Source organism: Streptomyces sp. SAS_270, assembly GCF_052543295.1.
In genome coordinates, this window is sequence record NZ_JBMNDS010000100.1 from 24,762 (window position 1) to 36,883 (window position 12,122).

General features: G+C 72.1%; 9 protein-coding genes. 1 reads left to right on the top strand and 8 read right to left on the bottom strand.

Annotated features, from left to right (window positions below):
• Nucleotides 1-4: 4 nt before the first annotated feature.
• The 6 genes from ACN6LB_RS40540 to ACN6LB_RS40565 all read right to left on the bottom strand — a co-directional run bounded on the left by ACN6LB_RS40540 (nt 5) and on the right by ACN6LB_RS40565 (nt 8,310).
• On the bottom strand, nt 5-772 hold the full coding sequence (locus ACN6LB_RS40540) for a L,D-transpeptidase family protein (protein WP_445030247.1): 768 nt from the start codon (nt 770-772) through the stop codon (nt 5-7).
• 89 nt (nt 773-861) lie between these two features.
• Nucleotides 862-3,030 carry a hypothetical protein gene (locus ACN6LB_RS40545; RefSeq protein ID WP_445030248.1) on the bottom strand — a complete coding sequence of 723 codons (2,169 nt, stop codon included), beginning with the start codon at nt 3,028-3,030 and terminating at the stop codon, nt 862-864.
• 63 nt (nt 3,031-3,093) lie between these two features.
• Nucleotides 3,094-4,950 carry a GMC family oxidoreductase N-terminal domain-containing protein gene (locus tag ACN6LB_RS40550; RefSeq protein WP_445030249.1) on the bottom strand — a complete coding sequence of 619 codons (1,857 nt, stop codon included), beginning with the start codon at nt 4,948-4,950 and terminating at the stop codon, nt 3,094-3,096.
• Nucleotides 4,947-6,338, bottom strand: coding sequence for a hypothetical protein (locus ACN6LB_RS40555; protein WP_445030250.1), 1,392 nt, complete (start codon nt 6,336-6,338; stop codon nt 4,947-4,949). Before ACN6LB_RS40555 ends, ACN6LB_RS40550 begins: the two co-directional genes overlap by 4 nt.
• Nucleotides 6,335-7,021, bottom strand: coding sequence for a FadR/GntR family transcriptional regulator (locus ACN6LB_RS40560; protein WP_445030251.1), 687 nt, complete (start codon nt 7,019-7,021; stop codon nt 6,335-6,337). Before ACN6LB_RS40560 ends, ACN6LB_RS40555 begins: the two co-directional genes overlap by 4 nt.
• A 143-nt stretch (nt 7,022-7,164) precedes the next feature.
• Nucleotides 7,165-8,310, bottom strand: a complete 1,146-nt coding sequence (locus ACN6LB_RS40565) for a sulfite oxidase (RefSeq protein ID WP_445030252.1) — start codon at nt 8,308-8,310, stop codon at nt 7,165-7,167.
• A 132-nt stretch (nt 8,311-8,442) separates the two neighbouring features.
• On the opposite strand from ACN6LB_RS40565, the gene ACN6LB_RS40570 reads away from it, so the two are divergent.
• Nucleotides 8,443-9,120: an AIM24 family protein gene (locus ACN6LB_RS40570; RefSeq protein ID WP_356135212.1), complete on the top strand. Its 678-nt coding sequence runs from the start codon at nt 8,443-8,445 to the stop codon at nt 9,118-9,120.
• A 64-nt stretch (nt 9,121-9,184) separates the two neighbouring features.
• Here the strand turns inward: ACN6LB_RS40570 and ACN6LB_RS40575 are convergent, their stop codons facing one another.
• Together ACN6LB_RS40575 and ACN6LB_RS40580 are read right to left on the bottom strand one after the other, a co-directional pair.
• Nucleotides 9,185-10,969 carry a M4 family metallopeptidase gene (locus ACN6LB_RS40575; RefSeq protein WP_445030253.1) on the bottom strand — a complete coding sequence of 595 codons (1,785 nt, stop codon included), beginning with the start codon at nt 10,967-10,969 and terminating at the stop codon, nt 9,185-9,187.
• 329 nt (nt 10,970-11,298) lie between these two features.
• A partial coding sequence (locus ACN6LB_RS40580) for a polyprenyl synthetase family protein (protein ID WP_445030254.1) occupies nt 11,299-12,122 on the bottom strand: 824 nt, incomplete at its 5' end.

Genomic DNA, 12,122 nt, shown 5'->3' on the forward strand with positions numbered 1-12,122 from the left:
GTGTTCACTTCCGCAGGGAGTCGCCGTCACCCATGACCACGACAGGGCTCCGGTCCGGGTCCAGTGTGCGCAGCAGGGTCTTCATGTGCGCCCGGGCGACGCTGACGCAGCCGTGGGTGGGACCGTCGTGGTCGACGTGGAACCAGATTCCGCCGCCGCGTGCCGCGCCCAGCGGGCGGGTCCAGTCCAAGGGCGTGGTTCCGGGCCTGCGGTTGTAGTTGATGGCGATGACGTAGTCGAACGAGCCGGTCAGCGGCTCGCCCTCGAAACCCGTTCCGACGGCGGCGAAAGCGGGTCCGCGGTCGTACAGCAGCCGGGTGCCGGGGTCGGGGAGCAGCCCTCCGGCGTCCGTGAGGGCGTAGACGCCGACGGGCGAGCGGAGGTCACCGGCGAGGTGATGGTCGCTCCAGCCCTTGGCGGCGTTGTGCGCGGGCCAACTCGCACCGGCCTGCCAGCCCGAGGCGGTGCGTTCGTACAGCACCACGGTGGACACGGACGAGTCGCGGCCCCGTCCGGTGACGACGACGACCTGACGGGCAGTGGAGGGGACCTTGGCCCAGGTCTTCGGTCCCAGCCCCGGCACCTGCTGGGGTGCCGTCCGTGGGGAGACTTGCGGAGCGGGCGTGGTCCTGGCTGCGTGACTTGTGCCGTTCCCCGGTTCGGGGGCGGCGCCGGTCACATGGTCCATCGCCGCCCCGTTGTCGCCTCCGCAGCCGGCGAGCAGGAGCGAGGTGGCCAGGACGGCGGCCGGTATCCGTATGGATCTGATCATGTGTCGACCTTGGCGGACGGATATGAGGAACTCGTCAGGTCTTCACGGCCGGAGCGGCGCCACGGTGCCGGAACTCGGAGCGCCCGCCGTCAACGGTCGTGTGCGCGCTCGGTGTTGAGGGCGTTCACCGCTCCCCCGGCGTCGCCGATCGTCGTGTAGTCCACCGCGACGAAGTTGACCGGGCGGCCGCGCTCGCGCTCGCAGGCGTGGACACGGTCCAGCACGTCCTGGCGCCGGTTGACCTGTCCGGCGTCGAGGCGGCTGCCGCCGTCGATGGTGATGAAGTGGTTGAGGAGGAAGAGCCGCTTGTCCGTGCCCCCGCGGTGCGGTGCGCAGGTCATCTCCTGCGCGGACCGGAAGGCGAACGGCGTCTCCATGCCGTACCGGTAGAAGTTCCGGTACCAGGGTGCGGGGCCGTCGGCCCGCTCGGCGAAGACGACGAGGCGGTGGCCGTCGTCGATCATGTCGCCGACGGTGGGCCAAGGGTGGTGGGGGTCCTCGTCGGGGATGAACAGCAGGTCCGTCAGCCCGGCCTGTTCGACGGCGTGTGCCGTGTCGGTGCCGCTGATGTCGTCCTGCACGATGAGAGTGACGACCTCGGTGGGGTGCGCGTGCAGCCAGTCCCCCAACTCCCGCAGTGTCGACACCAGTTCGAGCGCGCCCGCGCGACACACCGAGTGGCACAGCCACCACCCCTCGCGCGCGGGGTTGAACCGGTTGACGGCGTCCAGGACGAACTTCTGCGCCTCGGGCGGGATGTCGGATTCCTTGAGCCTCTCGGCGACCTGATCGGGCCGCTCCCAGTGATAGGTGTCGATCTGCAGGGCGCGTACGCCGTCGTCGAGCTGGCCGGTGATACCGGGGTCCTGGAGCGGGCCGATGAACCGGTCCGCCGTCGTGGACATCGCGTTGTGCGAGGTGAGTTGGGCGAGTTCGTCGTACGGCAGGTCGCACAGGCGGGTGCTGCCCTGGCAGACGCGGGCGTCCTGGCCGGTGAACGCGAGCGGCACCAGGGCCACCCCGGCCAGGGCGAGCGCCGTGGCACCGAGGGCGGGCACGGCCTGGGCACGGCGAGTGGCGAAAGGGTCCGGTCGTCGTTCCATGAGCCGTGCGAGGGCGACGAGGAGGGCGCCCGCGAGCAGCGGCACGAGGGCGGTCGTCAGGGCGGCGGTGAGCATGCGGTCGAAGGCGGCGGTCTGCACGTCGTCGACCAGCCGCGCGACCGACTCCGGCCAGGACGACGGCGTGTCCAGTACCTTGCGGCCGGTCATCAGCCCCAGGACGAGGGCGAGGACGGCCGCCGTGAGGCCGCCCGCGCCGAGCGCCCAGCCCAGCTGCCGCAGCCGGCCGGGCACGTTTGGCGGCGCGGTGAACCACAGCACGGCGAGGGACGCGAGGGCCACCAGCAGGGCCAGGGGTTCGACCACGCCGAGCGCGAGTCGCGTCCCGGCGCGCGCCTGGTCGAGGGCGCCGACCGAGCCCGCTCCGAGGTCGGCCGTGATGTTCCAGGTTCCGCCGTCGGCCACCTTGCGCAGATCCGCGGCGGCCGCACGCGTACGGTCGGAGAAGACGGCCGGTCCGACGGCGGCGAGTGCACCGGCGACATCGCCGTCGGCGAGAGCCGCCTCGACGTCCGGGCGCAGCGCCGGCCGCCCGCTCTCCGGTACGGCTCGCAGCAGTGTGTCGGCCGCGGCCGAGACCTGCTGTGCGGTCAGGGAGAGGCTGGGCAGCCGGACCGGTGCCTGTCCCGCGGTCAGCCGGGTCACGGCCTGGACGAGCCCGGCGCGAAAGGCCGCGAAATCGGGTTCGGGGGTCTCCTGCAGGGAGCCCACGAGGTCGCCGAAGTAGATCTGCGAGAGGTCTCCGAGGTTCGCCGCCAGGGGCCGGACGTCGACCGACAGACGCAGCGGGTCCTCGTCGCCCCGCAGATGGGCGACGAGGTGTCCGATCTGCTCGTTCGTGAGGGCGCGAAGCGTCTCGGGCGGCAGCACCGTCTTGAGGTTGGACGTCACCGCCGCCTCCGGGACCGGCAGCCGGCCGAGCAGGTCCCTGGTCACGGGGCTGACCCGGGGATCGACCAGGACCTGGTCGTACAGCCGCGGGTATGCGTGCTGGTCGTCCAGTACGGACCGGTAGAACCCCGCGTCCAGCACGGTGCTGCGCGCGGTGGCGGTGGCGATCACGACGGCGAGGGACAGGACGGCGAGCACCCACGCCGCCAGGCGCGCCGCCCGTGTGCGTCCCGTGCCGGTGCCCATGCCCTCATGCTCCGCCGTGCCGGGCTGGGCGGCGACCGGGCGCTCGCCTGACCTTCGCCTGTATCAGCGCTGTGGCCTGCCGCCCTCGCGTTCGACGAGCGATTCCGTGATGCCCAGGGCCGCCGCCATGACGCTCAGCTGAGGGTTGACCTCCGGACAGGACGGCAGCACGGACGCGTCGGCGACCAGGACGCCGCGCACACCCCGCAGTCGGCCCTCGGGGTCCGCCGGGGCGCGCTCGGGGTCGTCGCCGGCGGCGGCCGTGCCGGTGGGGTGGAACGCCGAGAGGTGCAGCCGGCGCGCGTCCACGGCGGCGAGGAGCTCGTCCAGTTCGCCGAGCGAGCGGGCGCGGGGCGCGCACGGGATGCCGGTGAGGACCTCTTCGGCGCCCGCCGCGAAGAGGAGCCGGCCCATGGCCCGGACAGCGGTCATCAGCCGGTCGCCGTCACGACGGTCCAGGTCGTAGCGGACGAGGGTGCGCTCGCGTCCCTGGACTCGGCCCGAGGGACGGTCGGCGATCATGGCGCCGAGGGTCGCGAGGTGCTCCGCGCCCTCCAGTTCGCGGCGCAGCGCCCGGCCGAGGCCCGGCAGCACGAAGCTGCTCATGCCGGGCGGGCTCGCGGTGGCCTCGATGAGGATGCCCCGGTCGTGGAGCTCCTCGATGCCGGCGCTCTGCAGTACGCCCTGCCAGGAGGTGACACGTTCGGTGAAGCGTCCGGCGACGCTGGTGGCCGGGTGCACGCTGAGGTTGCGGCCTAGGCGCGGATGGCCGCCCAGTCCCGAGCGGCGCAGCAGCGCCGGTGTGTGCAGCGCTCCGGCGGCGGTCACGACGAGCGGACTGAGGATCTCCAGCCGGCCGCCGTCCGGCCGCCGTACCTGGACACCGGCTGCCCGGGGTTCGCCGGGGCGGTCGCGGTCCAGCAGGATCCGCCGTACCTGTGCGCCCGTCACGATCCTGGCCCCCGCGGTGCAGGCGTCGGGCAGGACGGAGAGCTGCACGCTCTGCTTGGCGCCGGTGGGGCAGCCCACCACGCACTGGCAGGAGCCCCTGCATCCGGGGGCGTTGCGGCGCAGGGGCCCGGCGCGCCAGCCGAGCCGTTCGGCCCCGGTGAGGGCGAGCAGTCCGTTGTGGCCCAGGACGTCGAGCGGTTGGGTGGCCACGCGCACGGTGCGCTCGATCTCGTCGAGCCAGGGTCCGAAGCGTTCGGCGAGCCGGAAGCCGTGGCGGCTCCAGCGCTCCAGTACGGGGGCCGGAGTGCGGTAGCAGGTACCGGAGTTGACCACGGTGGTGCCGCCTACGGCGCGTCCGACGGGCAGCAGGAGGGGCGGGTTGCCCAGGGCGAAGGTGGCGCCGCCGTCCCGGTACAGCTCGGTGAACCGGTCGAGCGGTGCCCTTCGGCCGAAGGAGGCCGTCGAGTGGTGCTCCCCCTCCTCCAGCACGACGACGCTCAGTCCGGCCCGGGCGAGCGTGCGGGCGGCCATCGCTCCGCCGGCTCCGGATCCGACCACCACCGCGTCGGCGGTGGAGCGCGCGGGCCAGGCATCCGCCGGTGTGCAGTCCAGGGGCGGGTCCTCCGGTGTTGGACGGGGTGCGGGTCCGCCGGATACCGCGAGCAGCCGCTCGGTGGCCGCCGCGAGCAGGACGGGCACCTTGAGGACATCCAGCAGCGGGGCGAGCGCGGGGCGCCCACCGAGCGCGCCGAGGACTTCCTCGCGTCCGTCGAGGTCGAGGGCCGCCAGGCGTCTGCCGGTGCGGGCGACGGCGTACGTCTCGACCGCCGCGAGACCCATCCGTACGCCGGTTCGCGCGGGACCGGGCATCGCGTCGAGGAGGGCGTCCAGGCGGTCCGGCACCCGGGCGGGCCACGCCTCGTCGCCCGTGTCGGCGAGCAGCGCGGCGACGATTCCTTCGGCGCTCACCGCTCGCCCACCTCGGCGTGCGCGGTGGCGTCGAGGGCCCAGTCGGCTTCCGGGCGCCAGCGGCCCCACCAGCGCTCCAGTACGACGCGGGCGTCGGCCGTCTCGCTGTTGCGGCATACGGCGCGGGAGCCGTCCGGATCGCGGTACTCCAGGGTGAGGGTGCGCTCGGCGGGCTGGGTGACCTCGACGCGGATGCGGCGCAGGGCGGTGCGGCCTGTCACGGTCCAGCCGGGCAGGCCGATCCGTGCCCGGAACCGCCCAAGGCCCAGCAGCCCGATCGCCGACCGCTCCGCACGCCGCGGCCAGGTGCGGCCGTGGCGCCGCAGGCGCAGGAACACCAGCGGCGGCAGCCGGCGCAGGCCCGGGCGGGTGGAGACCGCCGCGACGATCTCCAGCACGTCGCCGCCGCCCAGCTCCGCATGGAGCCAGGCCCAGCGCCGGGCGTTGCCGTGCCCGTAGATGCGGGCCGTGGCGCCGGGTGCGCCGGCCAGGTTCACCGTACGGTCCCCGTAAGAGAAGGTGCCCTCGTACGTGGCCCGCGCGGCCGGGAGCATCTGGGCGGCGGGCAGCAGGGGGCGGCGCCAGGACCAGCGCGGAAAGGTGAACAGCGCAGGCCCTTCGGCGCGTTCGGTGAGGTCCCAGCCGAACTCGCCCGCGGTGCCGGTCAGTCGGCCGGGCATGGCGGTGACGCCGTCTGCCGTGAACCCGCTCGCGGGGCTCTTCCAGGGGACGGGTCCGAACCGGGCGTGCCGTACCTCGCCGCGGCGGGGGAAGGCCGCGACCCAGCCGTGCGCCGTCGGCTCGGATCCGTCGGCGGGCGCGGTCAGTTCGTGGTGCAGCCAGACGCCGGTGCCGCTCGCCGGATCGGTCAGCGTCGTGTACCAGACCTCGGTGCGCCCCGGGTCACCGTTCCATCGCGGCGCGAGGTGCTCCGCGCCGGTGTCGCGCCGGGGGAAGCGGAAGCTGAGGAGGAAGGGCGCGAGACCGGTGGCGAGAGGGAAACGCAGCACTCCTTCACCCACCCGCGCATCCCCCTCGTACAGCGTGAACGGCAGGACGGTCATCGAGGTGACGGGGCTGCGGGGCGTCACGGATTTCCAGCCGTCGAGGGTGAGGACGCGGCCGTTCGCGGTGAACGTGAGCCGGTAGCGGATACGGCGTCGGGAAAGCGGGGAGATCTCCAACTCGCCCTCGGCGCACGGGTCGTCGGCCCATCCCGCGATCCTGATCCGGCCGCTCAGACGGGCCTCGGTCGTCCGGTGAGGGCGCAGCAGACGGTCGGCCTCGGCTCGCAGGTCGAGGCGGATGCGGCGTGTCTGCTTCGCGTGCTGCTCGCCGTCGAGGCGGACCGTGCCGAGCATCGTCTCGGTGAACGCGGTGCCCCTCACGCGAGGTTCTCCCGCATGAGGCGTTCGGTGGCCTCCAGGTAGGCGTCGGCCGCGGTGTGCGCCTGCCGGGCGTCGCCGGCGGTCACGGCTTCGACGACCGGGGCCAGCCGCGCGTGGGCCGCCGCGGGGTCGGTGAAGGGCCCCTCGAGTGCGGCGCGCACCGGCAGGTAGGCGTTGAAGAGGGTGTTCGTGAGCAGGACGTAGACGCGGTTGCCGGTGGCCCGGGCGAGCGCACGGTGCACTTCCACGTCGGCCAGTTGCACCGCGTCGGTGTCCTCGGCCTCCCGTACGGCTTCCAGGAGTGCGCGCAGTTCGTCGTGCATGCCGGCGGTGGCGCGTGACGCGGCCCGCTCGGCGATCAACGCGCCGATGCTGCGCCGCACTTCGAAGACCTCCTGGACCCATCGGGCGTCGTGGCGGACGAGCATGGGCAGCAGGTCGGCGCCGCCCAGGCGCACGTAGTCGCGCACCCGGGTTCCGACTCCGTGCCGGGTCTCCAGCAGGCCTGCCGTGACCAGTCGCCCGAAGGCGTGCTTGAGCGTGGTGCGGGTGACGCCGTAGCCGTCGGCGAGCCGGCGTTCCGGTGGCAGGTAACTGCCCGTCGGGTGGCGGCCGTTGAGGATGTCCTCGCGCAGCCGGTCCTCCAGGACGTCCACGATCGTCTCGCGCGGCAGTGCCTCCACAGTTCCCCCTGGGGCGAGTGGCTGAGTGGTCCAGTGGCTCAGCCACTGAACCAGTGGAGGTCTTCACGGTCAACCCCCGCACAGGACACGCTTGTTGGGGACGTGCGAGAGCGGACCGGGGCGCCGTGCGCCCGTTCAGTCGTTCAGCGGGACTCACCCGGGGTGCCGGAGTCGCCGGCGTCCAGGCACAGGACACTCACCCGCTGGACCAGGTTGATGGCGAAGCCGCCTCGGTTCCACGGCTGGTCCAAGGGCTGGGTGTGGCCCTCGGCGTCCGTGGCCCGGGCACTCAGGACGTGGCTGCCGGGTGTGGCGTCCCAGGGGAAGGTCCACCGGCGCCAGGCCCAGCGGTGACCGGTTACCTGCTCCAGCTCCGCCGGGTGCCAGGAGCGGCCCGCGTCCGTGCTCACCTCTACTCCGGTCACCGGTGCGCGGCCCGACCAGGCGCGTCCGGTCAGCGGTACGGCGCCGGGGCGGACCACCCTGGTCCGGGACATGAAGTCCGGGAAGCCGGGCGGGATCAGCAGGGCGCGCGGCGCGATCCGGGTGACGGGTTCGCCCTCGTCGCCGGCGTCCTGGCGGAGCCGGTAGGCCACGGCTTGCTGGAAGCCCGTGAACGGGGTGTCGACGACCGTGACGTCACGCAGCCACTTCACGTGCGCCATGCCGTACCAGCCGGGCACCACCAGACGCAGCGGGCGACCGTGCTGGGGCGGCAGCGGGGCACCGTTCATCTCGTACGCGACGAGGATCTCGGACTCCTCGCCGATGGCCGCGTCCAGCGGGAGCGCGCGCTGGTAGTCCTGCTCGACGCCGCGTTCGACCCCGTGGTCGGCGCCGGTGAAGACGACGTCCACACCGTCCGGTTCGACGCCCGCCTCGGCGAGCAGCAGGCGCAGCGGCACACCCGTCCACTCGGCCGTGCCGACCGCCTCCACCAGCCACGGCTGGCTCACCGGCCGCGGCGTCAGCAGGGCCCGGCCGTTGCCCGCGCACTCCATGGTCACCCGGACGGTGGCCGCCGGATACGACCTCAGGTCGTCCATGCCCAGTTGCAGGGGACGCCTTACCCGGCCACCCAGGGTCAGCTGCCACGGGGCGCCGTCGACGTCGGGGATGTCGTAGTGCGTGAGCACATAGTGCAGGCCGGGCGGTGTGACGTCGTACCGCAGCGCCTCCAGCGGCAGTCCGTGGTTCCGGGCGGCCAGGGCCAGCTCCTCCTGGCTGATGCCCTCGTCCGGAGCGGCCAGCCGAGCTGCGGAACTCACGTCATCGAGCCGATGTCCCATGCCCGCCACGGTGCCAGCCCGCCGGGGCCGGCGCCAGTCCGGGCGCCCGAAAATCCACAGGTACCCGGACGTTCGGGAACGGCAACTCCGCGATCTTGGCGGAATGGAAGCCTCCGGGCCAAGATGCCCCGCATGAAGGGTGATCTCTTTTCCAGTGACCACATGGTGCAGCCCGCCGTCGCGCCGGGCATGACCATTCAGAACGCCAAGTCGATCAAGTACGCCGTCAACGGCGACATGTTCGCGCGGCAGGGGGCGATGATCGCCTTCCGGGGGAATCTGCAGTTCGAGCGCAAGGGCCAGGGCGTGGGCGGCATGCTCAAGCGTGCGGTCACCGGTGAGGGTCTGCCGCTGATGGCGGTGCGCGGGCAGGGCGAGGCCTGGTTCGCGCACGAGGCGCAGAACTGTTTCATAGTCGACATCGAGCCGGGTGACGTTTTCACGGTCAACGGCCGGAACGTGCTCTGCTTCGACTCCACGTTGTCGTACGAGATCAAGACCGTGAAGGGCGCGGGCATCACCGGCGGCGGCCTGTTCAACAGCGTCTTCACCGGGCATGGCCGGCTCGGGCTGATCTGTGAGGGAAACCCGCTGGTCATCCCCGTCTCGCCGCAGCAGCCGGTGTTCGTCGACACGGATGCGATCGTCGGCTGGACCGCTCACCTCCACACCTCGCTGCACCGGTCGCAGTCGATCGGCTCGATGATCCGCGGCGGCTCCGGCGAGGCCGTGCAGCTGAAGCTGGAGGGCGAGGGCTACGTCGTGGTCCGGCCCAGCGAGGTGACGCCGCAGAAGACGCAGCAGCACTGAGCCCCGTGAACGTCGAAGGGTGCCCCGCCGTACGGCGGGGCACCCGAACCTCGTTCGTCAGCCGTCAGTGATTGGCGGACGGGGTGTTGGCCGAGGTGACGTTGACCGCGGCCCAGGCCTTGTTCACCGTCTTGTACTCGGTGCTGCTCGCGCCGTACAGGTCGGCGGCCGCCTTGAGGGTGGCCTTCCGCGCGTCGTGGAAGTCGGTCGTGGAGACCATGTACCGCGTCAGCGCCCGGTAGTAGATCGCCGTGGCCTTGGTACGCCCGATGCCCGTCACCCGCGAACCGTCGTACGTGGGCGAGTTGTACGCCACGCCGCCGATCGTCTTGCGGCCGCTGCCCTCGGCGAGCAGGTAGTAGGCGTGCGACGAGACGCCGGAGCCCGCGTGGACCTCGGTGTCGTAGGCCGCGGAGGACCAGTAGTCGATCGTCCCCTCCAGCCTGTCCAGCGAGGGGTGGTCGAGGCGGCGCAGGAACTTCTGCTCCAGCCCGAGCTTCTCACCGAGGAGGTAGTTCGGCGGGTTGTTCGGGTTGTTGGCGGAGAACTCGACGTTCGACCCGAAGATGTCGGCGAGCGACTCGTTGAGCGCGCCGGGCTCGCCGTACTGGTTGCCGTCCTGGTCCACACGGGTGGGCTCCAGGCCGGCGGTCGCGTCGACGACGCCGTGGGTCAGCTCGTGGCCGGTGACGTCGAGGACGACGAGCGGCTTGGTGAACAGCTCGCCGTCTCCGTCGCCGTAGAGCATGCAGCCGCAGGTCGAGTCCCAGAAGGCGTTGCCGACCTTGTTGCCGAAGTGGACCATCGCGCGGGCGCCGGTGCTGTTGTTCTTGATGCCCTTGCGACCGAAGGTCTTCTTGTAGAAGTCCAGCGTCTTGGTGATGCCGTACTGGGCGTCGACCGCGGCGGTGGTGCGGCTGGAGGTGGTGCCGGTGCCCCACTTGTTGTCGCCGTCGGTGAACTTCTTGCCGCGCGAGAAGGCTTCCAGCTCCTGGCCCCTGGCGTCCCGGGTCTCGGTGTTCCACCGGGTCGGGTCCTTGAGGACGTAGGTGGTGCTCGCGGTCCGCGTGGTGGTCAGCGTCACCTTGCCGACGAAGAGCGACTTGCCGCTTCCGGTGGCGGTGGACGGGTAGTGGGCGGTGCCCTGGCCCGTCGCGAACGCGGACGGCGCGGCGTCGGTGCCGAGGCCCGTCTCGGGGCTCAGCTTCTCGCCGCGCTTGCGCAGGGTCTCGTCGAGCGAGGGCGAGATGAACTCGTCGATGACGGGGGTGTTGCTGCGGATGCGGCCGGTCTGGGCGTCCACGACGACCGTGCGGGAGCCGCCCGCCTCCGTGGTGTCGCTGCCGCTGACCTGCACCTGGTAGGCGAGGGCGGCCGCGCCGTCACGGGCGTCGACGACGAGCTGAGCACTGCCCGCGTCACCCTTGGCGGCCGCGGCGGCCTTCTGCTCGGCCTGCTGGGCCGTCAGCTTCGCCTTGGTCGCGCCCGGCTTGACCACGTGGTCGGCGGCCCGCGTCACACCGAGATAGGCGGACTGCTTGCTGAGGTGGACGACGAGGTCGCCACCCAGCACCGGCATACCGCCATGAGAGCGCACGAAGCGGACGTGCTGCTTGCCGTCCGGGTCGACCATGACGTCCTTGGCCTGCAGGGTGTCGCCCTGAGTGACACCGGTGGCCGACGCGTGGACGAAGGCGGCCGCCTTGGCCGCGTCCACCGGAGAGGACGCCGAAGTCGCCACACGTGAGGGCGAGTCGGGCGTGGTCGCAAGAGCCTGGCCCGCCGGGATCGTGGCAGCCGTCGTCACCGCGACGGCGATCGCCAGACGGCGTATGTGGGGTCTACGCACTGAGTTCCTTTGAACATGGGCGGCCGGGATCGCCAACCGTCCTGACACACAGCGCTGTTGAGCACCGTGGGGGCTGTCGGGCCCCGAGGCGACACCTTCACCGATTCACCATGTACATGTAAAGAAGGAAGATCCCTTTTGCAACTTTCAAGGCGATTTCTTTACGAATTTTCATGTCTCGGTGATCGACAGGTGACCAACTGTGCGTCGTCCGAACAGATGCGAAGACGGCTGGAACGGTTGCCCGACCGGGTCCGTTGACACGTGGATGTGACGGACCTCGCATTGCCTCGGGCACACAGCAGGCAGCCAGGCCGGGGCGAAGAAGGTCAGATCACTCGATGGGCGAGGGAGGACAGCAGGGTGCGCAGGTCCTCGACCGCTCGCGGCGCCAGGCCGGCACCGGCCAACAGACCGTCCGCCGCCGCGAGATGACGGCGCGCCTCGCGCAGAGCCGCGCCCCGGCCGCCCGCCTGCTCGACGAGCGCAACCGCCAGACGTACGGCCGTGTCGTCCAAGGCGGCGCGGGATGCGAGGAGTTCGGCAAGCGCCGACCCACCGGAGGCGTCCAGGGCCGCTAGGACAGGAAATGTCTTCTTTCCCTGCCGCAGGTCGCTGTGCACCGGTTTGCCGGTAACAGCGGGATCGCCCCAGATGCCGAGAACGTCGTCGGCGATCTGGAAGGCCACGCCGAGATGGCGCCCGGCGCGATCGAGAGCAGCGACCGTCCGGTGCGGCGCGCCTGCGAGTTGCGCACCAAGGGCGGGCGCGCAGCCGAGCAGGGCGCCCGTCTTGTGCTCGGCCATCATCGCGTACTCCGCCGCGCTCACCGCCTCGGGGCCGGTCCATGGGCGGTGCGCGAACAGCAGGTCGTCCGCCTGACCTCGGACCAGGTCGTTCAGGGCCGCGGTGAGCTGTCGCACGGCTCCCGCCAGACGCGGCGTCGCCGGGGTCGCGGCGAGGGTCTCGACGGCCAGGGCGAAGAGCGCGTCACCGGCGAGGACGGCGGGACCGGTGCCGTACGCCGCCCAGACGGCGGGACGGCCGCGGCGCATCGCATCCCCGTCCATGATGTCGTCGTGCAGCAGCGAGAAGGTGTGCACGAGCTCCACGGCCACGGGGGCCGGCACCCCCGCCTCAGCTGGGGCTCCGG

What these genes read in the sequence shown, in the direction of transcription:
- ACN6LB_RS40540 (WP_445030247.1), bottom strand. Translation starts at nt 772, where the DNA reads ATGATCAGATCCATACGGATACCGGCCGCCGTCCTGGCCACCTCGCTC.
- ACN6LB_RS40545 (WP_445030248.1), bottom strand. Translation starts at nt 3,030, where the DNA reads ATGGGCACCGGCACGGGACGCACACGGGCGGCGCGCCTGGCGGCGTGG.
- ACN6LB_RS40565 (WP_445030252.1), bottom strand. Translation starts at nt 8,310, where the DNA reads ATGGGACATCGGCTCGATGACGTGAGTTCCGCAGCTCGGCTGGCCGCT.
- ACN6LB_RS40570 (WP_356135212.1), top strand. Translation starts at nt 8,443, where the DNA reads ATGAAGGGTGATCTCTTTTCCAGTGACCACATGGTGCAGCCCGCCGTC.